25 protein-coding genes are annotated in these 22399 nt (G+C 51.0%); 3 read left to right on the top strand and 22 right to left on the bottom strand.

Translation table 11 applies throughout. The features are described 5' to 3' along the window. Positions 1-124: 124 nt before the first annotated feature. The 13 genes from ACI1P2_RS30725 to ACI1P2_RS30665 all read right to left on the bottom strand — a co-directional run bounded on the left by ACI1P2_RS30725 (position 125) and on the right by ACI1P2_RS30665 (position 12695). Positions 125-556, bottom strand: a complete 432-nt coding sequence (locus ACI1P2_RS30725) for a MerR family transcriptional regulator (protein WP_355327454.1) — start codon at positions 554-556, stop codon at positions 125-127. Positions 557-761: 205 nt separating this feature from the next. After that, positions 762-893 carry a YjcZ family sporulation protein gene (locus tag ACI1P2_RS30720; RefSeq protein WP_355327451.1) on the bottom strand — a complete coding sequence of 44 codons (132 nt, stop codon included), beginning with the start codon at positions 891-893 and terminating at the stop codon, positions 762-764. A gap of 34 nt (positions 894-927) precedes the next feature. Then, positions 928-1038 carry a YjcZ family sporulation protein gene (locus ACI1P2_RS30715; protein WP_355327448.1) on the bottom strand — a complete coding sequence of 37 codons (111 nt, stop codon included), beginning with the start codon at positions 1036-1038 and terminating at the stop codon, positions 928-930. Positions 1039-1177: 139 nt separating this feature from the next. Next, positions 1178-1765, bottom strand: a complete 588-nt coding sequence (locus ACI1P2_RS30710) for a TetR/AcrR family transcriptional regulator (protein WP_355327445.1) — start codon at positions 1763-1765, stop codon at positions 1178-1180. Between the two features lie 152 nt (positions 1766-1917). Then, a complete protein-coding gene (locus ACI1P2_RS30705) occupies positions 1918-2949 on the bottom strand; it encodes an LLM class flavin-dependent oxidoreductase (protein WP_355327442.1) in 1032 nt (343 codons plus the stop codon). 352 nt (positions 2950-3301) lie between these two features. Further along, the gene (locus tag ACI1P2_RS30700; RefSeq protein ID WP_355327438.1) at positions 3302-4918 is read right to left on the bottom strand and encodes a gamma-glutamyltransferase family protein; all 1617 of its coding nucleotides are present in this window, start codon (positions 4916-4918) and stop codon (positions 3302-3304) included. Between the two features lie 82 nt (positions 4919-5000). Next, positions 5001-6017 (bottom strand): ABC transporter ATP-binding protein, encoded by a 1017-nt coding sequence (locus tag ACI1P2_RS30695; protein WP_355327435.1) that lies wholly within the window; start codon positions 6015-6017, stop codon positions 5001-5003. Beyond that, positions 6018-6986: an ABC transporter ATP-binding protein gene (locus tag ACI1P2_RS30690; protein ID WP_355327432.1), complete on the bottom strand. Its 969-nt coding sequence runs from the start codon at positions 6984-6986 to the stop codon at positions 6018-6020. Between the two features lie 17 nt (positions 6987-7003). After that, positions 7004-7834 carry an ABC transporter permease gene (locus ACI1P2_RS30685; RefSeq protein ID WP_355327429.1) on the bottom strand — a complete coding sequence of 277 codons (831 nt, stop codon included), beginning with the start codon at positions 7832-7834 and terminating at the stop codon, positions 7004-7006. 4 nt (positions 7835-7838) lie between these two features. Continuing rightward, positions 7839-8789 (bottom strand): ABC transporter permease, encoded by a 951-nt coding sequence (locus tag ACI1P2_RS30680; protein WP_355327426.1) that lies wholly within the window; start codon positions 8787-8789, stop codon positions 7839-7841. A 30-nt stretch (positions 8790-8819) separates the two neighbouring features. Beyond that, complete coding sequence (locus ACI1P2_RS30675) at positions 8820-10352, bottom strand: ABC transporter substrate-binding protein (protein ID WP_355327423.1); 1533 nt, start codon at positions 10350-10352, stop codon at positions 8820-8822. A gap of 124 nt (positions 10353-10476) precedes the next feature. Next, the gene (locus ACI1P2_RS30670) at positions 10477-10962 is read right to left on the bottom strand and encodes an Lrp/AsnC family transcriptional regulator (RefSeq protein WP_355327420.1); all 486 of its coding nucleotides are present in this window, start codon (positions 10960-10962) and stop codon (positions 10477-10479) included. Between the two features lie 485 nt (positions 10963-11447). Beyond that, positions 11448-12695, bottom strand: a complete 1248-nt coding sequence (locus tag ACI1P2_RS30665; protein WP_355327417.1) for a stalk domain-containing protein — start codon at positions 12693-12695, stop codon at positions 11448-11450. 681 nt (positions 12696-13376) lie between these two features. On the opposite strand from ACI1P2_RS30665, the gene ACI1P2_RS30660 reads away from it, so the two are divergent. Then, positions 13377-14183, top strand: coding sequence for a hypothetical protein (locus tag ACI1P2_RS30660; protein ID WP_355327414.1), 807 nt, complete (start codon positions 13377-13379; stop codon positions 14181-14183). 62 nt (positions 14184-14245) lie between these two features. Here ACI1P2_RS30660 and ACI1P2_RS30655 read toward each other — a convergent pair whose 3' ends face one another. Next, complete coding sequence (locus ACI1P2_RS30655; protein ID WP_355327411.1) at positions 14246-15043, bottom strand: PaaX family transcriptional regulator C-terminal domain-containing protein; 798 nt, start codon at positions 15041-15043, stop codon at positions 14246-14248. 160 nt (positions 15044-15203) lie between these two features. On the opposite strand from ACI1P2_RS30655, the gene ACI1P2_RS30650 reads away from it, so the two are divergent. Next, positions 15204-15896, top strand: a complete 693-nt coding sequence (locus tag ACI1P2_RS30650) for a metal-dependent hydrolase (RefSeq protein ID WP_355327408.1) — start codon at positions 15204-15206, stop codon at positions 15894-15896. 4 nt (positions 15897-15900) lie between these two features. Here ACI1P2_RS30650 and ACI1P2_RS30645 read toward each other — a convergent pair whose 3' ends face one another. The 4 genes from ACI1P2_RS30645 to ACI1P2_RS30630 all read right to left on the bottom strand — a co-directional run bounded on the left by ACI1P2_RS30645 (position 15901) and on the right by ACI1P2_RS30630 (position 20135). Next, positions 15901-16260 (bottom strand): MmcQ/YjbR family DNA-binding protein, encoded by a 360-nt coding sequence (locus ACI1P2_RS30645; RefSeq protein ID WP_355327405.1) that lies wholly within the window; start codon positions 16258-16260, stop codon positions 15901-15903. Between the two features lie 158 nt (positions 16261-16418). Next, the gene (locus ACI1P2_RS30640; protein WP_355327402.1) at positions 16419-17021 is read right to left on the bottom strand and encodes a nitroreductase family protein; all 603 of its coding nucleotides are present in this window, start codon (positions 17019-17021) and stop codon (positions 16419-16421) included. A gap of 131 nt (positions 17022-17152) precedes the next feature. Next, a complete protein-coding gene (locus ACI1P2_RS30635) occupies positions 17153-19180 on the bottom strand; it encodes an endonuclease MutS2 (RefSeq protein WP_355327399.1) in 2028 nt (675 codons plus the stop codon). Between the two features lie 460 nt (positions 19181-19640). Beyond that, positions 19641-20135 carry a GyrI-like domain-containing protein gene (locus ACI1P2_RS30630; RefSeq protein ID WP_355327396.1) on the bottom strand — a complete coding sequence of 165 codons (495 nt, stop codon included), beginning with the start codon at positions 20133-20135 and terminating at the stop codon, positions 19641-19643. Between the two features lie 182 nt (positions 20136-20317). On the opposite strand from ACI1P2_RS30630, the gene ACI1P2_RS30625 reads away from it, so the two are divergent. Beyond that, positions 20318-20557 carry a hypothetical protein gene (locus tag ACI1P2_RS30625; RefSeq protein ID WP_355327393.1) on the top strand — a complete coding sequence of 80 codons (240 nt, stop codon included), beginning with the start codon at positions 20318-20320 and terminating at the stop codon, positions 20555-20557. 37 nt (positions 20558-20594) lie between these two features. Here ACI1P2_RS30625 and ACI1P2_RS30620 read toward each other — a convergent pair whose 3' ends face one another. The 4 genes from ACI1P2_RS30620 to ACI1P2_RS30605 all read right to left on the bottom strand — a co-directional run bounded on the left by ACI1P2_RS30620 (position 20595) and on the right by ACI1P2_RS30605 (position 22342). Continuing rightward, complete coding sequence (locus ACI1P2_RS30620) at positions 20595-20864, bottom strand: type II toxin-antitoxin system RelE family toxin (protein WP_355327390.1); 270 nt, start codon at positions 20862-20864, stop codon at positions 20595-20597. Next, positions 20848-21072 carry a hypothetical protein gene (locus ACI1P2_RS30615; RefSeq protein WP_355327387.1) on the bottom strand — a complete coding sequence of 75 codons (225 nt, stop codon included), beginning with the start codon at positions 21070-21072 and terminating at the stop codon, positions 20848-20850. The genes ACI1P2_RS30620 and ACI1P2_RS30615 overlap by 17 nt, the downstream gene beginning before the upstream one ends. A gap of 463 nt (positions 21073-21535) precedes the next feature. Continuing rightward, positions 21536-21628 (bottom strand): competence inhibitor ComI, encoded by a 93-nt coding sequence (gene comI, locus ACI1P2_RS30610; RefSeq protein WP_305753226.1) that lies wholly within the window; start codon positions 21626-21628, stop codon positions 21536-21538. Between the two features lie 258 nt (positions 21629-21886). Further along, positions 21887-22342 (bottom strand): hypothetical protein, encoded by a 456-nt coding sequence (locus tag ACI1P2_RS30605; protein WP_408976389.1) that lies wholly within the window; start codon positions 22340-22342, stop codon positions 21887-21889. Positions 22343-22399 lie beyond the last annotated feature (57 nt).

The raw sequence follows: 22399 nt of genomic DNA, 5'->3' as shown, positions 1-22399 counted from the left end.
TTCGGTCCACCCCCTGAAAAAGTGACAGCACGCGAAAATCCCTTTCATTCAGGGTCTTGACATCGTACCGCTGCTCTAAAATTGTACAACATTATTTAGTTACTCTTGCTGTGGCATACCAGAATTATTCTTCTCCGAACTGATCCAGCCTCGTTCTCACTCTGGTACGCAGTTCCTCAAGCTCCTCCTGCAGTGCCCGGATGCTCCCGATTTTCCGTTCCATGAGCTCCAGCTGTTCATTAAGCGTCCGCTCCATGTCCGTGAGCATCCTGCGCCGCTCCTCCGGCTCCAAGTGATCTGTACGGCTGCGGTAGTCTTCCCGCTGGTCCTTCAGCAGCTCGGCGGTCTGGATATACCTCTGGAGCTCCTGAAGCGAAAAACCAAGCACCTCCTTGGCGCTGACGATTTTCTTAAGCAGATCGATATCCTCCTGCGTATACAGGCGTATATTGCCACTGCTCCGCTGCGGCGACGGGAGCAGGCCGATTTCTTCATAATAGCGGATGGTCCGCTTCGTCAATCCGCACTCCTTCGCCACTTCATCAATTTTGAACACACTCTCCCCTCCTTTATGTAATATTTTATATATAAATAATTCTATAACTATATAACGTTAACGTCAACGTAAACTTTAAAACTAAAAAATCCAGTCTGATGCCTTCGACTGCTCAATCACGTGAAAAAGCCCCAACGCCGGCAGCGTCAGAGCTTATCTTTTACCATCCTAATTATAGAATGTATGGAAATTCATACATGGATTCTTAGATGAAGAACGTGCGGGAGATGATAACCAACAGGATGAAGAGAACCAGAATCACGCCTGTGGAAGTAAAGGCACCACCGAAACCACCGCCGAAGCCTCCGCCGTAACCTACGCCTTTGCATGCGCTCATTTGCTCGACCTCCCTTCCAAAGCTGTTTGCCAAATTAGATCAAGAAGGCTCTGGTAATGATTACCAACAAAATGAAAAGTACCAGGATTGCACCAGTTGAAGTAAAGCCTCCTCCGAATCCCAAACCTCCGTAAGCACCCGACATGTCAATTCCTCCTCTCTTCCGTTTACATAGGCATCATATGCGTTTGGGTAGACAAACGTATGGGGCAAATAGCCCTGCTTGCCGCCTATTTTTTAAACGATAGACCAGATTGCATGTCCCTCTCCCAGACAGAACGAAGCTAACCGTCGTTTGCCAGCAGGCCATCGAACAGGAGCAGGCGGGTCTGTTCCGCCAAGTGGACAGGATCGTCCTTCCCAGGGAGCAGCTTGGTCAAGGTCAGCCGTTCAAGGATGCCGATCAGTGCCTCGGCCGCAGCACTGAGATCCACATCTCCGCGCAAATAGCCTGCCGCCCGCTCCAACGTCATCTTTTCTTTTAACATAACGGCCAGCCTGGCCTTGAAATGAACGGATTCCCTGGAATGAAAAAAGCCGATCTTCGTCAACGAGGGATTTGCGGATAAGAAGCGGAACCAGCCGACAAGGGCAGTCTGCACTTCATTTTTCACTTCATGCATCGCTTTACCGGGTTCAATCCTGCTGTTCTCCACCAATACGCTCAATTGTGATTGGAAATTGTCCATAAGCTCGGTGAAAATCGCATCCTTGCTTTCGAAATGCTGATAGAAAGCAGGCTGCGTCATGCCGGCACGGGCTGCAAGGGAGCTGATCTTCGTCTGGTAAAAGCCGTATAGGGCAAATTCCTCAGCTGCCGCATCAAGCAGGCGCTGCCGACTCTCTTTTCCGTTCGCGCCTTTTCTATGCAAGTGAGCTCTCTCCTTTTTTCAACAAATTCAACGTATTATACGGCGATTGGCAGCAGAGTTCAAGACAGCAAGCAGGGAAAGCAGCGCAATTACCTATTGCCAGAAAAAATCCCCGCCTGATGCGCTGCATCGACGGGGATCCATCCTCCTGCTCAGCGAAGCTCCTTCATAACCTCGCTGATAACTTCATAAGATCTTAAACGTTCTTTATGGTCGTAAATCATCGAATTAATAATGAGTTCGTCCGCGCCGGTTTCCGCTATAAAAGCCTCCAGCTGCTCGCGCACCTTCTGCGGACCGCCTTTCATGGTGGATTTCAGCTGCTTCTCCACGGCGGCTCGCTCATACTCAGTCCATTTTCCCTCCATGTCGGCAGGCGGCTGAACTTTCCCGGTTCTGCCCCGGATGATATTCAGGAACTGCTGCTGCATGGTCGTGCCCAGCCATTCGGCCTGCTCATCCGTATCCGCGGCCACCGCATTGACACCAACCATAACATAGGGCTCCTTGAACACATCGGACGGCCGGAAGCTGCTCCGGTAAGCCTGCAGAGCGCGCTGGGTATAGTCAGGCGAGAAGTGGCCGGCGAACGCAAACGGCAGCCCCTTCCTGCCTGCAAGCTGCGCGCTGAAGTCGCTGGAGCCGAGCAGCCAAATCGGAATATGCAACCCTTCGCCTGGAACCGCCCGGACCGGGGCATGATAAGAGGTGGTCGACGGGTCAAAATAAGCGCTCAGCTCATCCAGCAGTTCAGGAAAATCCTCCCCGCTGTCCAGCTCCCGGCGCAAGGCCAGCGTCGTTCTTCTGTCGCTCCCCGGTGCTCTGCCAAGGCCCAAATCGATGCGTCCCGGATAGAGCGACTCCAGCGTGCCGAACTGCTCGGCGATGACCAGCGGCGCATGGTTGGGCAGCATAATCCCACCGGAGCCGACCCGGATCGTGGATGTGCCACCTGCGATATGGCCGATTACAACGGATGTTGCAGAGCTGGCAATTCCGGGCATGTTGTGATGTTCAGCGACCCAATAGCGGTGATAGCCCCACTTTTCGGTATGCTGGGCCAGATCCAGGCTGTTGCGCAGCGCGTCCGCCGCTGTTCCGTCTTCTACGACGGGCGCCAGATCCAGTACGGATATTTTGACATTTTGCAGTGAATTTCCCTTAGGGGATCTATGTTCAGACATCGTTAAACCCTCCGTATCTGCTTTGGATTCAAAATGATTTTACAAAATTAAATCACTCGTATTATAGTATCCGTTTTTTCGCTTCATAACGCAAGGAGTAAGTTCCAACATCCTAAAAATAACACTCATTTACATGGGAAATGATGAATAAAAGTATATACGAATTTGATATACTCTAGTATACTCATAAGTGTCATAACTTTTTTTTCTTCTCCAGGTACATGCGTATCTGGAGTTTTTTTGCGTTCTGCTGCACGAAACGGAAAAAAGAGCTATCCTCGGCTAAAAGTCGAGGGATAGCTCTTTATTTGCATACGTTCCATGCGTGCCTTCTGTTCCATTTTTTAATACTCTACCATGCAGCCACCGTTCCGTCCGTACGCCACTCCGTTCCGCCGACCAGCACACCGCTGTCCTGATCACGCAAAATGATCTGTCCGCGTCCAAAACCACCGGGACCGCTCGCACGCTTGATCTGATGGCCTTTACGCATCAGGCTTTGGGCGAGATGCTCGGGGAATGACGGCTCGATCTCGATTGTCTTGCCCTCAATCCACTGCCAGCGCGGCGCATCCAGCGCAGCCTGCGGATTCAGCTGGAAATCCACAAGGTTCATGACCACCTGCATATGGCCCTGCGGCTGCATAAAACCGCCCATGACGCCAAATGGACCCAGGGCCTTGCCGTCCTTGGTAAGAAAACCAGGTATAATCGTATGGTACGTTTTTTTGCCCGGTTCCAGACGGTTATCATGGGATGGATCAAGTGAAAAGGAATGGCCGCGGTTCTGCAGGCCGATTCCCGTTCCAGGAATAACGATGCCCGACCCGAAGCCCATATAGTTGCTCTGTATATAGGAAATCATATTGCCTTCCCCGTCTGCAGCCGCCAGATAGACCGTTCCGCTGCGGGCAGGCTCGCCGGGCTCTGGCATTAGCGCTTCCTCACTAATCAGGGCCTGTCGTGTCTGGGCATATGCGGATGAAAGCAAATCCTCCACACTTACGCTCATCTTGTCGCGCTGGGTGATGTATTTAAGCCCGTCGGTGAATGCCAGCTTCATCGCTTCCATCTGCTTATGGTGCGTATCTACTGCATCGCGGGCGGAGAAATTATAACCGTTCAGAATGTGAAGGGCCAGCAGCGCAACCAGTCCCTGTCCGTTCGGCGGGATTTCCCACACATCGTAGCCCTTGTAGTTTACTGAAATCGGATCAACCCATTCGGGATCATAAGCCGCAAGGTCCTCCTTGCGCAGGAACCCGCCGTGCTCTCTGGAGAAAGCGTCGATTCGCTCTGCCAGTTCTCCCCGGTAGAACGATTCGGCACCCGTCTCCGCAATGCTGCGCAGTGTGGCGGCATGCCCCGGCGATTTCCAGATCTCCCCGACGCGCGGAGCCCGGCCTTCAGGGGCAAATGTGTCGAACCAACTTGCAAACTCCGGCCCGTTCAGCGATTCGGAGAACCGGCGGTATGCAACGCTCCAATAATGGCCCAATGTCGGCGAAATCGGGAAGCCATTTTCGGCATAATCAATGGCGGGCTGAAGAACCTCCGCCAACGGCAGTCTGCCGAACCGATCGGACAGGGCTTTCCATGCTGAAGGAGCTCCGGGCACCGTTACCGGCAGCCAGCCGTATGCAGGCATTTTCTCATGTCCCGCCGCCTTTACCGCCTCAATGGAAATGCCTTGAGGCGCGGGACCGCTTGCGTTCAGGCCGTGCATCCGGTCGTCCTTCGTCCATACGATGGCAAAGGCGTCTCCGCCGATCCCGTTCGAGGTTGGTTCAACGACCGTAAGACATGCGGCGGTTGCGATGGCTGCGTCTATAGCATTACCGCCCTTTTTCAGAATATCCAGGCCCGCCTGTGCGGCAAGCGGCTGGGAAGTAGCCACCATTCCGTTACGTGCATAAACGGCATTTCTTTGCGATGGATAAGGATAAGACAATGGATCGAACGGTGTCATAACATCCACTTCCAATCATAATATATTTAGGCTCAGAGCAGCGGACACACCTGTCCGCCGCCCCTCCCTCCTAGCATAAGGCTTATTCTGTCGTCCCGTACACCTGTTCCCGCACAAGGTCATCCGCGAAGATTTCCTCATAACGATGGCAGGATACCTGATGTCCCTCTCCAATCTCTCGCAGGACAGGCGCTTTGCTTTTGCATTCGTCCGTGGCATACTGGCAGCGCGGATGAAACGTACAGCCGGAAGGCGGATTGGCCGGGCTCGGCAAATCTCCCTTCAGCACAATCCGATTGCGCTTCAGCTTCGGATTCGCCTGCGGTACTGCAGACAGCAGCGCCTGGGTATAGGGATGGCCCGGCTGCGCAAACAGGCTGCGCTTGTCTCCGATTTCCACAATCCGGCCCAGATACATGACCGCCACCCTGTCGCACAGATGCTTTACAACAGACAGGTCATGGGAGATGAACAGCAGCGTAAGGTCAAAATCCTTCTTGAGATCCTTCAGCAAATTGAGTATTTGCGACTGGATGGATACGTCCAGCGCGGATACAGGCTCATCGGCAATAATCAGCTTCGGATTCAGCACCAGGGCCCGGGCAATGCCGATGCGCTGGCGTTGTCCGCCGGAGAAGTCATGCGGATGGCGGTCCAGATGCTCCTTCTTCAGGCCGACTACCTCGATGATCTCCTCGACCTTGGCCCGCCGCTCCTTCGCCGTTCCGATCCCGTGCACCTCAAGCGATTCCAACAGAATCTGCCGGATCGTCTTGCGCGGATTCAGGGACGCGAACGGGTCCTGGAATACCATCTGTATATCCCGGCGCGTTCTGCGCATCTCTTCCCGGTCCAGCTTGGCCAAATCTTTGCCTCCGAACAGCACCTCGCCCTCCGTCGGTTCGTTCAGCCGTAAAATGGTACGGCCGGTTGTCGATTTGCCGCAGCCGGATTCGCCCACAATGCCGACTGTTTCGCCGGGGTATACTTCCAAATCTATGCCGTCCACAGCCCGGACATGCCCGACCACTTTGCCGAAGGCTCCGGCATGGATGGGAAAATGCTGCTTGAGGCCTTTAACCTGCAGTAACGGTTCCATTTATTTCTTCACCTCCGCATAGAGCCAGCAGCGGCACTGCTGCTGCTCCAGCTTGAACAATGCCGGCTCACGCTCATGGCAGATCTGCATGGCATGACTGCAGCGCGGCGCGAAGCGGCAACCTTTGGGCATCTGATGCGCCAGAGGCACCGAGCCGGGAATCGTGTCCAGGTACTCTCGCTCGTCGCCAAGCTCAGGAATGGATTTCATCAGGCCGATCGTATACGGGTGTTTCGGCTCCTCGAAAAGTACATCAACCTCGGCTTCTTCCACCACCTGCCCCGCATACATAACAATCACCCTGTCGCACATTTCCGCAACGACGCCAAGATCGTGGGTTATCAGCATGATGGAGGTGCCTGTCTTCTCCTTGACTTCCTGCATCAGCTCAAGGATCTGCGCCTGGATGGTCACGTCCAGCGCCGTTGTCGGCTCATCCGCAATGATTAGCTCGGGATCGCAGGACATCGCCATGGCGATCATGACACGCTGCCGCATGCCCCCCGAGAGCTGATGCGGGTACTCGCCGTAAATTTCCTCCGGCCGCGGCATGCCCACCGCCTTCAGCATATCGATGGCGCGCTTCTTCGCTTCCGCTCTCGACACCCGCCGGTGCAGCAGCACAACCTCTTCGATCTGGCTCCCCACCGTGTGCAGGGGATTCAGTGAGGTCATCGGCTCCTGAAAGATCATGGCGATCTCGTTGCCGCGGATTTTCTGCATCTGTTTTTCGGAAATGCTCAGCAGATTTTTGTCTTTGAACAAAATTTGCCCTTCCGCCGAACCGTTCACTGACAGCAGGCGCATAATGGACAGACTGGTCACGCTTTTGCCGCAGCCGGACTCGCCCACCACTCCAAGCGTCTCTCCCTTGCGGATGGAGAAATCCACGCCGTCGACCACCGCAACTGGCCCATGATCGGTTTTGAAACGGGTTTTTAATTGCTGTACCTGCAATATCGCAGTCATCCGCGTTCCACTCCTTTCTATTTTCGCGCCCGGGGATCGAGATACTGCTGCAATCCGTCGCCCAGCAGATTAAAGCCGAGCACCACGACGAAAATGGCAAGCCCCGGATAATACGTGGCATAAGGAGCTACGGACAGCAGGCTCTGCGCCTGGTTCAGCATGCTGCCCCAGGACGGCGTCGGCGGCTGTACGCCCAGGCCGAGATACGAAAGCGAGGCCTCAGCCAGGATGCCCGTCGCCATCGTTAGCGTCGCCTGGATGATGATGGGGCCCATCGCATTGGGCAAAATATGACCGAAAATAATGCGCATATCTTTGACGCCAACCGATTTGGCCGCATGAATATATTCCATATTGCGCAGCATCAGCACCTGGCCGCGAGTGATCCGGACAAAGGAAGGAGCAAAACCGATCCCGATCGCCAGCATCGCATTGCCGAAGCCGCTCCCAAGCACCGCCGAGATAGCCAGAGCCAGAATCAGGAACGGGAACGCCTGCAGCGAATCCACCACCCGCATGACGACCCACTCGTCCCAGAAGCCCCGGTAATACCCGGTGAACAGGCCGATCGGCACTCCAATCACCACGGCGATACCGACGGAGATCAAGGCTGCCTTGATAGACACCTGGGCCCCGTATACGACGCGCGAGAAGATATCCCTGCCAAGGTCATCTGTGCCGAACAGATGGCCGCTGCCCGGCTCCTGCAAAATCGCGTTATAGTCCTGCAAATTAGGATCATAAGGAGCGATCAGGGGCGCAAACGCCGCGACCAGCACCAGCAGCGCAATAATCAGCGCGCCGAGCACGCCGAGACCGGAGCGCATAAATTTCCGCAAATTTTTCATAAGTTTACGCCCCCTTCCCTGACTTGATCCGCGGATCAATTACGGCATACAGAAGGTCCACGCACAGGTTTACGACGACGACCAGCAGAGCGGATACGAGAATCGCCCCCTGCACTGTCACATAATCCCGCTTGAATACGGACTCTACAATCAGACGCCCAAAGCCGGGAATGGAGAAGATCGATTCAGTTATGACCAGTCCCCCGAGCAAACCCGCAATCAGCAGACCCGAAGTCGTCACGACCGGGATCAGCGCATTGCGCAGCACATGCTTGAAGACGGTCATCCATTCATTTAATCCCTTCGCCTTCGCCGTACGAACAAAGTCCATATGGATGACCTCCAGCAGCGAAGAGCGCAGCATGCGCATGAGGACCGCCGATTCCCGCAGCCCTGTGGCGACACACGGCAAAATCATGGCCATCAGATTCGCCTTCGGGTCCTCTGTGAAGGGAACATAACCCGAGGAAGGAAGCCAGTTATTTTCGACCGTAAAATAAATAATCAGCATCATGGCAAGCCAGAAGCTCGGAATACTCATGCCGCCGAGCGCAGCGAATGAACTCGTATAATCGAGCCACGTATTGCGCCGCACGGCTGCCAGAATCCCGGCAGGAACGGCTATAAGCAGCGCAAAAAGGAAGGTGCCTGTCGTCAGCTCCACCGTGGCGGGCAGACGTTCCATAATTAATTGGCTAACAGGCACATGATCAGTGATGGAGGTTCCCAGATCACCGGTGGCAACCTTGCCGAGCCAGTTGAAATACTGCGTGACAATCGGCTGATCCAGGCCAAGCTCCGAACGCAGCGCCTGCAGCGCTTCCGGCGACGCTTCCTGTCCAAGAATGACCCGGGCGGGATCGCCCGGGATCATATGAATCAGGGAGAATGTCATGACCGAGACCAGAAAAAGGATCGGGATCGCCAGCAAGAAGCGTTTTACGACATACATCATGAGCTCTCTCTCCCTGCCTGGTGTAGGATGTTACTGCTTGTCCAGCTTGGCTGTGCGAATGATGCCGTCAGGCACATACTCAAAGCCCGCCACCTTTTTGGAAAGGCCGAACTTGGTGTAGTTGTGATAGATGTATACATAACCCGCATTCTCATGCAGCAGGCCCATTGCCTTGTCGTACAGCTCTTTGCGCTTCGCCTCATCAAGTTCAACCCGGGCTTGATTCAGGGCATCATCCAGTTCAGGCACGGAGATACGGGAGCTGTTGTTCGGCATGCCTGTCACGACGAAATCATACAAATTCTGATCCGGGTCCGGACGTCCCGACCACCCGAGCTGCAGAGCTTCAAAGTTGCCGCTGTCGCTGTTCTCCAGCATCGTGCCGTATTCGACCTTTTCCAGCTCTACATTGATTTTGTACTGCTTCAGCATATTTTGAATGACCGCGCCGAACTGTTCGTTGACCGGATCGGTGGAGATTTGCATTTTGAAGGCGAAGCCGTCCGGCTTCCCACCCTTGTTCAGCAGCTCCTGAATTGCAGCCGCCTCCGGAACTGGGGCCTTGTCCGAATCGCCATTGGCGAAGTTGCCCGGAGAGAATGGAGACCAGGCCGGGGAGCTGTAACCGTCAAAGAGCACTTTAACGACCGCATCGCGGTCAATCGCCCGGTCAATCGCCTGCCTTAAATATGGGTTCGACAACACACCGGAGGTGGTGTTCAAGTAGATGCCCTGATACCCCATATTGGCTTCCGTAACCGCCGTCAGGTTGGCATCCTTCTCAACCGCAGGTATTTCCTTCACGGGGATATCGTCAATGATGTCCACCATGCCTGAACGGAGATTTTGCACGGCAGCGCTGGTATTGGTGAATACCTTGTAGGTGACCTTATCCAGCTTCGGTTCTCCGTTCCAGTAGTTCGGATTTTTGGCCAGGGTGACATGATCCCCGCTTACCCGTTCCACAAAGGAAAATGGCCCGGTGCCCACCGGATTATTGATATAATCCTTCCCGAACTTTTCGGCCGCCGCAGGAGATACCATCATGCCGGCCCGGTCGGTGAGAACGGACAGGAACGGCGAGAACGGCTCCTTCAGCTTGATTACGACGGTTGAAGCATCAGGCGTTTCAATACTGTCAATGGATTTCAGCTCAGCAATACGCTTGGAGTCTTCCTGCATATAACGTTCCAGGTTGAATTTGACCGCTTCCGCATTAAATTCACTTCCATCCTGAAAAGTTACACCGCTTTGAAGTGTAAAAGTATAAGTGAGACCATCTTCCGAGATTGTGTGCTCTTTTACCAGCATCGGCACGATTTTACCGTCCGGGGCGATGTCGAACAGCTTGTCATAAATACTGTTTTGAACCTGGCGGTCATACAACGAGGAGGATACCTTCGGATCCAGGCTTGGCGGATCGGCCTTCAAGCCAATGGTAAGGACTTTTGTCTGTGCACTGCTCCCCGTATCCGTCGGCGTTTCGGATGCCGTTTGTCCTCCTCCGCAGCCTGCAATCGCAAGCGTGCTGCCCAGGACGGTCAAGGTTAACATCTTTTGCATCTTCCCAAATAACATTTTCTTCCTCTCCCCTTTTTTAAAAATTGGCAGCGGCTGCAGCCGCCTTACTGGACTGGACGCCGCGGCCCTGCAGCATACCGATGTATGAATCCAGCCTTGCGGCGGTTCAACGAATGAATTTCAGTTTGGATTTGATCACCTTAAGCTCCACAATCACGTTTGTCTTGGTGATGCCCTTCACTCTGTTCAGCTTTTTCATCATAAAATCGGAAAACTCATCCGAGTCCCTGGAGAACACCTGCAGCATCAGCTGGTACTCGCCCGATACCAGGATGACCAGTCTGACCTCAGGCATCTCCTGCAATGCTTCGATAACAGCCTCCAGCTCCGAATCGGCAACGGAGACAAAAACGATTGTCTCCAATCTGATTCCCGCTTTCACTGGATTTACAATCCCGACCAGACTAAGAATGCCCTCGTCCTGCATCTGCTGCACGCGCATACGTACCGTTTTCTCTGTTACGCCAAGCTCCTTGGCGATCTGTGTAAACGGGATACGGGCATTTTCCTGCAGAAAATGCACAATCCCCCGGTCAAGCTCATCAAGTCCCGAGTAATGGGAACGCTGAACTTCTCCATCCATGTCAATCATCTACTTCCGTCCCCTCAAACAGGTTTGTGTCCTAATTACGTAAACAAATATATTGTCCTATTCCTAAATTCATACCATCTGACCTTCAATTAGTACGAATTTGGTTTTTCACATAATAATCCAGCATCCCGGCTGAATCAATGTTTTCCGACAGAATATTTGACAACTTTTCATACACAATTTTTTATCAGTGTCATTAATCATTTGATTCATGAGGCTGCAGCCGTTGTCCCGACAAGGCTGGAAGTGCTTCCATAAAATACGAAAAACTGACATCAATATTATTAATTGATGTCAGCTTAGTATTACATGCTCTCCTCCATACAAACAAAGGAGCTGCAGCAGATAAAAACCCGCCGCAGCTCCTCGATGCAGTTAAATGCAAAAAACGTTCACACCTTCTGGGTGCGTAGTCCTGGTGTTTGGCATAAACATTTCGTGCTTATGCATTTTATACTTTGCATATAAAGTTGTCAATATGTCCGTTATTTAAATTCAATGGACTTGTTCATCTCATCCCAGACGTCCTGACCAATCAGCCCCAGCCTCCAGACGGCAATGCCCTTCAGGTCATAGCGCTTGGCCAGTCCGATCTTCGTATTGACCGACTGCTTGTTCTCGCTCGCCACGGAAATGCCGAGTACCAGCTTCTCCTTCCCGGTCTCCTTCAGCGCCAGACGTATCGCCTCATCCACTTTATCAGCAGGCTCCGGGCTCTTCTCGTCTCCATAAGCATAAGCCATAATAATGAGTTCATCGGCGAGCTTGCCCAAAGTGCCGTAATCATAGCCTGAATAAGCGCTGTTCAGCGGATGAAGAATGACCGTCAGCTTCAAGCCAGCTTGATGGGCGCGGGATGCCAGATTTTTGATAAATGCGTTGTAATCGGTTCGCGCCTTCGCTTTATCCCCGCTCCAGCCCAATCCTTCCAGGTCCAGCGCGATTCCCTTAAAGCCGTTTTCCGTTGCCGTATTCACGATTTGTGTCAAAGTCTGCTCCTGCAGCTGCTTGTCTTCCAGGTTTTTCGTCAGCTCCAGATTGCCGTCGACCGAATATACCATTAAATAAGGTGCGGTCCCCTGAGCAGTGGTATTCTGAATGATCGATTCAGGTGTGACGTCTCCGGCTGCCTGCGGCCAGCCGTATTCCTTGGCCCCTGTCGTGAAAACACCGTCCGTCCCGATGCGGCTCCAGCCGAAAGCAACGGAATCAAATTCAGGCACCCGATTAATTTCGCTGTAGGAAGACAGCGCATAGAAGCCGACGGTGTACATGTCCTCCTTGGGGGACATAATCGACACCGTTTTTGTCCCCTGGTTCCATGATACGTCAGCACCGAACTGCTGGCTGAAAAAGCTGAGCGGAATCATCGTTGTGCCCCGGATCGTCTGCGGGGCTACCGGCAGCTGGACATTTTGCCCCCCGGCCTGAGCTGTCGTGCTTCCCATGGTGAGCACAACCTGCTGTGTTCCTTCCTCTCCCTGCTTTACAGCCGTAATCGTCTGCGCGGCCTGGTTCCATACGACTTTAATGCCGAGCGCTTCCGAGATCGCACGGAAGGGAACCATAGTCGTGCCTTTCATGACCTGTGGCTCCACCGGAAAAGGAAGCGGGTAACCATCAAGTGTAATGCCTACTCCGCCTGCCGCCTCCGCACTTCCCGCCAGCGTGCCGGTCCCCCCGAGCCCCAGCAGCAGGGTGGAGCATAAAACCCATTTGTGCATCTGTTTCATGGACATTCTCCCTGTTTTTAATTTGGAAGGGAACCCCCTCTCTATTACTCTAGCAAAAAAGGATAGATTTGCCACCCCCCAACTTCCTTCAAATTTCGCCTCGCAGTAACACCCTGCTTGTGGCTAACGGAAGACGTTCTCCGACCCTCGTTCGGGATTTTCACTTTATAGATGACGCCGCCCATGCTGGGCGTACAAAAAAGAAGCAGACCGGATATAAATCCGACCTGCCTCTTTCTGTCTACATTCTAGAATTAACGGAATAAAAATTAATGACACCAATTGCTGCAAGTACCACAAAGACTCCCAAAATAATCCACAATATTTTATTCTTCATTTTCACGCGTCACGCCTTTAATTTTACTCAGTATAAACATAGCCTCCTGTCTTTCCACTTTTATCACCTTCTACTCCTAAGTATACATTACCCAACTGAACCCCACCAACGCAGCGAATAACGAACAAGCCGTTTTGCAATTCGAGTATGAGAAAGGAGCAGACCAACGAACCCCAAACCGGAATGAGCGGTTAGCCATTCGACGGACTGATACAAATAAAAACGAACAGGATTCATATTTCCATCTCTAAAAATTGGTTATCCGCCCATATTGGGCAGGGCCGGTATCACGGTTATGGGCTGATGAATAGGCTGAATTATCCACTCACCGGGAGGTTACAGGAATGACAATGGAGGATTACAATCAGTATCCATATAACGTCTATAGTGTTAATAGTGCCGATACCGTCGGACAGCAGCAACCGGTGTATCCGGTGCCGTATTATACCGTTCATTATCCGGGGCTGGTTCCCCGTTATTTGCCTTATTACGGAGGACAATGGGGAGGTGGCGGCATCGGCGTTCAGGCCGGAGGTTATTTAGGTGGCCACAGTGCAGGTGCCGGAGCCGGGATGAATCTCGGCTGGAAAGGCGCCGGTGTGCATACGGGAGGACACATCGGAGAACATCAGGGCGGGCTGCAAACAGGCGTTCATTGGGGCGGAGAGCACGGAACTGGCGTTCATGCGGGCGGACACTGGAACGATCACAGCTTCGGTTCGGCCCCCGCAGGGCAATGGACGGCTCCTGCCGCAGCGTCTCCGGCAAACGACAATGCCAATCCGCAGTGGGGACCTGACGGTGCGGGCGTTCATGCTGGAGGACATATCGGTGGACTCACCACCGGAGCAGGGGCGGGGGCCTATTGGGGCGGACACGGCGCCGGCGTTCAGGCAGGCGGGCATATTGGCCCGCTCGCTGCGGAGGTCGATGCAGGCGCAAAGCTCAACAAACAGGGCATTGAGCTTGCAGCTGGCGGGCATATCGGCGGCAAGGAGAATGAAACCGTCTCCGAAGCCAAAGAAAATGGCCACGGTGTCGGCATGAAGGTTGGGGGACACATCGGCAAGAAAGGTGCGGGTATCCAGGCCGGCGGGCATATCGGCAAAGTCGGAGGCGATATCCAGACTGGCATCAAGTGGAGGCTGTAAGCAAACCAAAACAAAGCGGCAGCCTTGCAGGACGAAGATTCGCGCCTCAAGTCTGCCGCCGTCTAATCCACCGCAAAAGGGGCGTACAACGAATCCCCCGGAATACGTCCCGCCAATTGGCGATAAGCCTCAATCATCTGCTCCAGCCTATCATGATGCTCCTTCCACACCGGCGGCAACAGCTCCGCAGGCAGCATCGGGTCCAGCAGGAACAAATCGCTGACCGCCTCCCCGAGGGACAGGTACAGCAGAAACAACTCCAGCGGGGTGTCCTCCTGCCCTCCTGCCCGCTGCAGGAGCGGCTCGAACTCGGTCTTGTACCACCGCCATTTATCCTGGTACAGGGCTTCCACCTTTTCAAGCTGCCATATTTTCTCCGCAAGCGGAGGTGTTATGCTGCCAATTTCCATCCTGCCGCTAACGAAGGTTACGCAACCGGACAAGCCCAGACTGTCGACCAGACTGTTCACTTCATCGACATTGCTCCACGGGTTAATATACACCCCGTTATACAGCATGCCGAAGCCAAACTGGATCAAACCGGCGCGCAAGGCGTCTCTTTTTCTGCGCTGCACCTCCGGTACACCCGCCATTACAACATGCCAGCACCCGTCCCATGCTTCCCTAACCCGCAGCGGTTTGCTGTTGATAGAGGCCAGGAAGGACCGCCCCATGTCTGTAATCTGATATGCGGATCGCTTAGGGGAGATGACATAGCCCCCTTTTTTCAAACGGGACAGGGAGTTGCGAATGTATGTAGGGGCATAACCCCGTTTTTCATAAATCCGCAGCAATTCCTGAATATTCATTTTCCCCGTACGGGACATTAAGAACAGCATTTGCTTTTCAACCGATAACAAAAGATGACCCCCTGCTTGACTCGGAAATAGCTAGAATATATCATAATTATGTACGACCGTATATTTATATGATATATTTTTTAGACTGGAAAACCATCACAGGAATGACCCGACACTATAGCCGAATATTGATTCTATTATGTAGAAGGAGTGAACAGCTATGCAAATCATTTATCACGGACATTCTTCCATTCAAATCGGGACAAGCGGTAAATCCCTCGTGATCGATCCTTTTCTGAGCGGCAACGAGCTGGCGGTGACCAAACCGGAAGACATCAAAACCGACGCCATTCTGCTGACCCATGCCCACATGGACCACATCCTGGACGCGGAGCCGGTCGCCAAGGCGAATAACGGCATTCCGGTCATTGCCAACGTCGAGCTGGCCACCTACATGTCCTGGAAAGGCTTGAACACGGTCGGCATGAACATGGGCGGTACCTATGACCTGGGCTTTGCCACCGCCAAAATGATTCAGGCATTTCACACCTCCGGTATCGTGGACGAGGAAAGAAAGACAATTATTTACGGCGGCGAGCCGGGCGGTTACATTGTTCAGGCAGAAGGTAAAACGATTCTGCACGCAGGCGACACCAGCCTCTTCAGCGATATGAAAATGTTCGGCGAACGCTATTCGATCGACGTCGCGCTGATCCCGATCGGCGGTCATTATACGATGGGGCCTGAGGATGCCCTGCAGGCAGCCGAGTGGTATAATGCCAAGCTGATCATTCCGGTGCACTACAATTCGTTCCCGATCATCAAGCAGGACGCCGAAGCCTTTGTCGCCCAGCTTGAAGCCAAAGGGCTGAAGGGCAAGGTGCTGGCGCCTGGCGAATCCGTTGAAATCTGATTTATCAGACGAGCCGGTCTTCGATGGCTGAACGGGCCGCCTTGGTCATGCCTTTGAGGACAAGCTCATAGGAATGGTCAATCATGGCATACAGCTCGGACTGCGGTATGGACCCGTCAACTGTAACCGTATTCCAATGCTGCTTGTTCAGATGGTATCCGGGGCGGATCGCCTTGTTTTGTTCTCTCAGATTTTCGGCGATGACGGGATCGCATTTCAGGGAAATGGACGGCATGCCGTCTTCTTCAACGAGCAGGGCGAACATTTTGCCCCCTACCTTGAATACCTGCGCGGACGGGCCGAACGGATAGGTCGAGACCGCTCCCTTTTTCCTCAGGCAGTAAGACTCCAGCTTCTTGTACATACACTGCCTCCTTTTAGAGGTTGTTCTTCTCGGTGCTGAAAACCTGACTTTTTGAACACGCACTTTTATGTATTGGCTGTATTCTAACGTTAATAGTACACAAAAAAACGCCGGATTCCTATCTCCGGCGTTTTTGGTGCTGCTATAGGGTGCAAAGCTTATTTTACAACCTTCACGCGTTCTTCAATCGGGTTGAATTCCTTGTCTCCCGGCTGGGCAACAGGTTTGCCAAACGGCATTTGGGCAATCAGTCTCCAGCTTTCAGGAATGCTCCATTCATGCTTCACTTTCTCATCAATCAGCGGGTTGTAGTGCTGCAGCGAAGCGCCAAGCCCTTCCTGTTCAAGCGCTGTCCAGACCACCAGCTGAAGCATGCCGTTCGATTGGTTGGACCATACCGGGAAGTTGTCGGCATAAGATGGGAAGCTTTGCTGCAGCCCAGCTACAACATCATTATCTTCAAAGAAGAGCACCGTGCCGTATCCGCTGCGGAAAGCGGCCATTTTCTCTGCAGTGGAAGCGAATGCCGCCTCATCACCTACAACTTCACGCAGAATATCTTCTGTAATATTCCACAGTTTGTCATGCTGTTCACCGAGCAGTACGACAGCGCGGGCGCTTTGGGAGTTGAAGGAAGAAGGAGTGTATTTAACAGCCTCTTCCACGATCTCCTGAATACGTGCGTCCGAGATGACGGATTCCTTGCTGATTCCGTAATAAGAGCGTCTTTCTTTAATCGCAGTGAAAAAATCTTTACTCATGGTGTTCCCTCCTGTAATTAATATTTTATAGTCACTTCCTTTTTATCATACCAACATTTTATTTTAATATCAAGCTACTTTACTTAGAGTTATGTTAAATTCATCTGGATTTCTTGCCTGTTTAGTTTGTATTAATCCTGCTCCCCCTGCTTTTCAATGGTCAGCCCCTGTACATGCTTGCGCTTCATGAGCTTCCGTTTCTTGCGGTTATCTTTTGAGTCAAGCACGATATCCAGGTCATAGTCGGCCGGATATAATTCTTTACCCTCAATATGCAGGCGCAGCCGCTTTTTGTGGATTTTCATTTTATGCTTGCGGATCAGGACGCCGATATTTCCCCTGCTATCCTCCGTCTCGCACACAATGCCGCTCTGATTCAAATACGGAATCGTGACTCTGTCTCCCAATTGGAATACATATAAGTCATTTGTGCGACTTTCCTCGGACGACCCACTTTCCACTGTTGGATCACCAGCATCGCTCGTGATGACCTCCACGGGTGGTGACTCCTTTTTCACCGTCTGGTCAAAAGTATGATCAGCTTCTACCGTTTCTGGTGTTTCTTCTGTATCTGCCTTTTCTATATCAGGTACAGCGTTAGGGACAGTTTGATCTGCATCAACCGGTTGTGTGGCTCCTTCCTGTGTTATTTCCCGCGAACGCTGAATGAGCCGCTCCGGAATGCCCAGCTTCAGGGCAATCTGGAAGGCGTAGCTCTGCCCCGCTTCTCCGATGTGCAGACGATACAGTGGCTGCAGCGTCTGCGGATCAAACTCCATGCGCGCGTTCTCAAAGCCCGGCGCAGACGCGGCAAAGCTCTTGATTTCGTTATAATGGGTTGTTGCGATAACAGCCGCCCCTCTCCGGTGCAGTTCCTCGAGAATTGCGATGGAGAGGGCGACGCCTTCACCCGGGTCTGTGCCAGAAGCCATTTCGTCGATCAGCACCAGCGTCCGGTTATCAGCGTTCTGCAATATTTCGATCACGTTCCGGATATGCGCCGAGAAGGTGCTGAGCGCATGCTCAATGCTTTGGCCGTCGCCGATATCCACCGCCACATGGTGGAACACGGCGAACATGCTGCCTTCGCGGACCGGGACAAGCAGGCCGGACTGCACCATGACTGTTAATAATCCGACTGTCTTGAGGGCCAGGGTTTTGCCGCCGGTGTTCGGACCGGTAACGATCAGCGAGGTATATCCCCTGCCAAGGGCGAAGTTCAAGGGCACCATGGATCTGCCCATGAACGGATGCCTTGCTTCAACCAGTTGTATCACTCCCTGCTCGTTCAGCTCCACATTGCTGCCATCCATAGAAGCCGCATATTTCGCTTTGGCGAACAGGAAATCGTACATCCCTACCGTTTCAGCATTAATGTGAATCCATTGGGCATGCTCTTCCACCAATGATGTAAGCTCACTTAGAATTTTCATCTCCTCCCGCGCTTCTTCCGCCTGCAGGGCGGATAGGTCGTATTGCAAAGTCCTGATATCCTCGGGCTCAATATACACGGTCTGTCCGCTGGCCGATTCATCGAGCACGATGCCTTTGACCTGCTTGCGGTGCTCCTTCTTGACCGGTAATACATATCTACCGCCGCGTGTACTCAGAACATGCTCCTGCAAAATACTGCGGTGTTTGCTCATAAGGGTGTTCAGCCTGCCCTTGCGGCGTTCCTCAATGACGGTTATTTTTTTTCGGATTCTGGACAGCTCCTTACTGGCCGAATCGATGATGCGCCCGCTGCGGATGCTGCTGTCGATGGCCGACCGAACCTTCTCCAGCTCATACATCGAAGCCGCATAAGAACTGACAAACGGCGCCGCTTCACGCTTGGCTTTCATGTACCTGATCAGTTGCGAGCAGCTTGTAAGAAATTGATGGATCTGCGCAAACTCCTGCTCGCTGAACACATACCCTGTGCCCAGCAGGCCCAAAATATGCTCCATCCCCTCCATGGAAGGCACCGGCACACTGGCTCCATGCTGTAAAAGCGCTTTGGCTTCCGCCGTTTCATCCAATGTTTTGCGGATCAGCTTTCCCTTCGTCATGGGCGCCAGCCGCGCCACCTGCTGCTTGCCCAGATAAGACACGGCGTACCGCTCCAGCTCTTCCTTTACTCTTCCGTATTCCAGACGCTGTAAGTCCTGTTTGTTCATTTTTGGATTCTCCCTTGTAAATAAAATTGGCAACAAAAAAAGACGAAGAATGAGCAAGCTCATTCTCCGCCGCAAAAGAAGGATAGGCTGAATAGACGGTCCTCCCGTCATTCCAATTCCGCCAAAGGTGCCGAAAAACAAAAAAACCGCGCTGAACTCAGCACGGATAAGGGCACAATGGCAGACCTATTCCAAAGGCATCGTATGATATCCGCTGTTCTTAACTAATTCCAAGGCTGTTTGATGGCATTACAAAGAAACACCGCTCCCGCAGCAATTTTTTCAGCAATACGCCAAACATCCTTACGTATGGAATTTGATTAGTTAAGAACACTCACCGACATCAAAATCTCTCCTTTGATAAAAGGTACCTACAATATAGCTGAAGGTGGAAGCCATTGTCAACAACTGCCGCTCCGGCTATCCCCCGCCTTATATCCAATAGGTGTCGCACTTCATATTACAATCTGTCCTTACTTGTTTTTTCAATAGGAAAATAAAGATATAAATCTCCATTTGTTTCGGACGGATTGTAGTATTCATGCACTGCCCCAACGATTGAATAGTTAGTATTAGGTATGAATTCGTTAATCATATAATTGAACTTTTCCTGGTATGTGTTTTGGTTGCACTTCATTACTGCGAATTTGTAAGAGGGAATGACCCATTTAGTCCACCCAGTCGGAGCTACTGAGTCATCATATACTTCACACCCAGCTAAATACTTGCCTTGATCTGTCCAACGTTTGAAGTTCTCAGATAAGTCACTCATCGCCCCCCATATCCCAACGATATTACCTTCCGCATCAGTCTTTGCTAATGAACGAATCTCTTCAAAGTTAGTATTTGCTTCTTGCCAAAGGGCCGGAATCCAACTTTGACTTTCGGATGCAAAACCCTGTCCTAATTTTCCGACAACTGTAAATGATCGCTTCTCTTCGAAGTATACGGACATTTTACACGCTCCTGACTATTAGGTTTAAACTGATTTGCAGTATTTTCGTATTGTTTACTGCTCCTGTGCTGTAATGATAATCATGTTATAGTATTGTTACGAAAAGGGGCGTGATGGATTTGGAGCAGATGTTAAATTGAATTTTACAAGAAACGAAGTCCATAAAAAGTGATATTCAACAGTTGGATCAGAATCAAAAACAGATGTCGCTCCAAATCGATAACATTTTACAATCTGTTTTACGTATTGACGAGAGTCAGCCTAAAGACATTTCCGCACTTTTTGACCGAATTCATGATAATATTCTTGATAAAGATTCTGAAATCGCGGCTTTGAATAAGCGTGTATTCCACTTAGAATCGGACTTTGAAAAATTTAGTAAACAGGACAAAACCACTTCGTTTACTACAAAAAGTTTATAACAAAAATAGCCCTAACTTATCATGTCGGGGCTAGTTGTCATTTATATATGTCTCCTCTTGGTAATATACGTACTACAAATATGATCAACTCATTACTAATGATTTCATAAATGATTCTATAACTTCCTACCCGCAATCTATAGATGTCTTTTTCTGAGCCATTCATTTTCTTTGTATTAGGGTGAGAATATGGATCCTCACTCAGATCTTCAAGCGCACTCAAGATTCTTTTTATCATGGTTTTGTCAAGCTTTCCGATAGCCTTCTCAGCGTCACTCGAAAAAATAAGCCTATATCTCGAGCTCACGCTTCAAATCCTCCAGCGATTTTGTTTGTCCGCTCTGAAACTCTAATCTGCCCTTGTCAATTGCGTCTAGATCGCTGGCCGTTAAATATTCATCATCTTCATCCAATTGCTTATCAAGTAGCCACGATAAAAAGCTCTTGGCCACAACTTTGTTCTTATCATTTAAGTGATCTATAATTTGTTCAAATTCATTATTCGGGACACTCATGAAATGTACCTCCTTCACCATCTTCAATCTTATTATACGCCAATACATTATGATGCTCCAGAAGTTTGATTTTTATATAACTTCCTCGAAGTTTTAACTTAAAATGTACTTGCGCCGATTTCTTATAACGTTTCTGTATTCAAGACGTCCAAACTAAGTCGGGATGTGTCTGCTGAAATGCCTCCTCAAAATCTAACCCGCAGACCAAGTTCCGCAAAGAGTCCCTGCTTGAATATGATGTTTTATGATGGAAATGCTTCTTCGAGATTGCTTGCTAACCTGTTTTTATCATTCCATTATGCATTTTATTTTTGATTCATCTTTTCTGATGTGTTATCATATACTTAAATAAAGACCAAGTGCGGTCAACACTTGGTCAGTACAATTGGCTTGGATGGTTTATCCCTTCTTAAGTCATCGGAATAAAAACCCACCTTCGGCGGTCAACCATTGGGTGGGTTTTTTACTTTCTCTTGTTGTTATTGATGTACGTTAAAAGTGCAAGAATGAATGATCCAAATAATAACATCAGCGTCATCGCATCTTTCACTTCCATGGTTTCACCTCCTTTCGAAGGGAAACCATACCCACCCAAGATTCAATTGTATCCATATTTTACCTGTGTTTACGCCCGCGTACAAGTGTTCTCATCTGTTTTCTTTTATTTTTTCTATCTTTGATCCAGACCTGTATTTCTATCATATAACGTGTTTATAATCACGACGCGACCCAGCACTAGATAACTCTTATCTTAGGCTGGGTCGTATGTTGTCTGGGCCATGATTAAACATCTGACAACCAAGGGGCGAAAGCCTCACAGCGTGAATACATTGTTATCCGATGCTGGTATCTTTTCGGACTCTCCCACAAAATCCACTTGAACATGGTTATTTAAAGTGGTATTTCGAAAATTCAGTCCATCCAACAAACCCTGTCTATAGATTATTTCGTTTGCAAACGTCGCCTGATAATTCGCTTTATCTTCGAAATCAAATAACAATTCTCGGCATGAATCCGGGATGCTCTTCAACATTTCCTCGAACGAACACCTTTTACTATTCACAAGCCTTCTGTAGTATAAATTTTTCATTAAAATCACTTGTCCAATTTCTTCAGTTCTTTTCCCAACAAAATAATCAAAATAATGCTCTAATTCTTGAAGCAGTGAATGTTCCCACCGCCTGAAGAGGCGGGGGCTTCTTGTTTCGACGATCGCTGCCTTTCTGTAGGAAAGGTCTGACTGGATCTCCACAAGCGTTCGATGCGGCACGCATCCCGTTCGGGGCAAACCCTCCCTACGGTATTCGGTCCATCACGCTACGATGTT

Origin of the sequence: Paenibacillus jiangxiensis (assembly GCF_046098255.1) — a bacterium.
Taxonomy (GTDB): Bacteria; Bacillota; Bacilli; order Paenibacillales; family Paenibacillaceae; genus Paenibacillus; species Paenibacillus jiagnxiensis.
This window is presented reverse-complemented; position numbering and strand designations above follow the sequence as displayed.

Excerpts from the sequence above, each read along its gene's own strand:
- ACI1P2_RS30720 (WP_355327451.1), bottom strand. The coding sequence starts at position 893 with ATGAGCGCATGCAAAGGCGTAGGTTACGGCGGAGGCTTCGGCGGTGGT.
- ACI1P2_RS30715 (WP_355327448.1), bottom strand. The coding sequence starts at position 1,038 with ATGTCGGGTGCTTACGGAGGTTTGGGATTCGGAGGAGGCTTTACTTCA.
- ACI1P2_RS30705 (WP_355327442.1), bottom strand. The coding sequence starts at position 2,949 with ATGTCTGAACATAGATCCCCTAAGGGAAATTCACTGCAAAATGTCAAA.
- ACI1P2_RS30700 (WP_355327438.1), bottom strand. The coding sequence starts at position 4,918 with ATGACACCGTTCGATCCATTGTCTTATCCTTATCCATCGCAAAGAAAT.
- ACI1P2_RS30695 (WP_355327435.1), bottom strand. The coding sequence starts at position 6,017 with ATGGAACCGTTACTGCAGGTTAAAGGCCTCAAGCAGCATTTTCCCATC.
- ACI1P2_RS30690 (WP_355327432.1), bottom strand. The coding sequence starts at position 6,986 with ATGACTGCGATATTGCAGGTACAGCAATTAAAAACCCGTTTCAAAACC.
- ACI1P2_RS30685 (WP_355327429.1), bottom strand. The coding sequence starts at position 7,834 with ATGAAAAATTTGCGGAAATTTATGCGCTCCGGTCTCGGCGTGCTCGGC.
- ACI1P2_RS30680 (WP_355327426.1), bottom strand. The coding sequence starts at position 8,789 with ATGATGTATGTCGTAAAACGCTTCTTGCTGGCGATCCCGATCCTTTTT.
- ACI1P2_RS30675 (WP_355327423.1), bottom strand. The coding sequence starts at position 10,352 with ATGCAAAAGATGTTAACCTTGACCGTCCTGGGCAGCACGCTTGCGATT.
- ACI1P2_RS30670 (WP_355327420.1), bottom strand. The coding sequence starts at position 10,962 with ATGATTGACATGGATGGAGAAGTTCAGCGTTCCCATTACTCGGGACTT.
- ACI1P2_RS30665 (WP_355327417.1), bottom strand. The coding sequence starts at position 12,695 with ATGAAACAGATGCACAAATGGGTTTTATGCTCCACCCTGCTGCTGGGG.
- ACI1P2_RS30660 (WP_355327414.1), top strand. The coding sequence starts at position 13,377 with ATGACAATGGAGGATTACAATCAGTATCCATATAACGTCTATAGTGTT.
- ACI1P2_RS30650 (WP_355327408.1), top strand. The coding sequence starts at position 15,204 with ATGCAAATCATTTATCACGGACATTCTTCCATTCAAATCGGGACAAGC.
- ACI1P2_RS30645 (WP_355327405.1), bottom strand. The coding sequence starts at position 16,260 with ATGTACAAGAAGCTGGAGTCTTACTGCCTGAGGAAAAAGGGAGCGGTC.
- ACI1P2_RS30640 (WP_355327402.1), bottom strand. The coding sequence starts at position 17,021 with ATGAGTAAAGATTTTTTCACTGCGATTAAAGAAAGACGCTCTTATTAC.
- ACI1P2_RS30635 (WP_355327399.1), bottom strand. The coding sequence starts at position 19,180 with ATGAACAAACAGGACTTACAGCGTCTGGAATACGGAAGAGTAAAGGAA.
- ACI1P2_RS30630 (WP_355327396.1), bottom strand. The coding sequence starts at position 20,135 with ATGTCCGTATACTTCGAAGAGAAGCGATCATTTACAGTTGTCGGAAAA.
- ACI1P2_RS30615 (WP_355327387.1), bottom strand. The coding sequence starts at position 21,072 with ATGAGTGTCCCGAATAATGAATTTGAACAAATTATAGATCACTTAAAT.
- comI (WP_305753226.1), bottom strand. The coding sequence starts at position 21,628 with ATGGAAGTGAAAGATGCGATGACGCTGATGTTATTATTTGGATCATTC.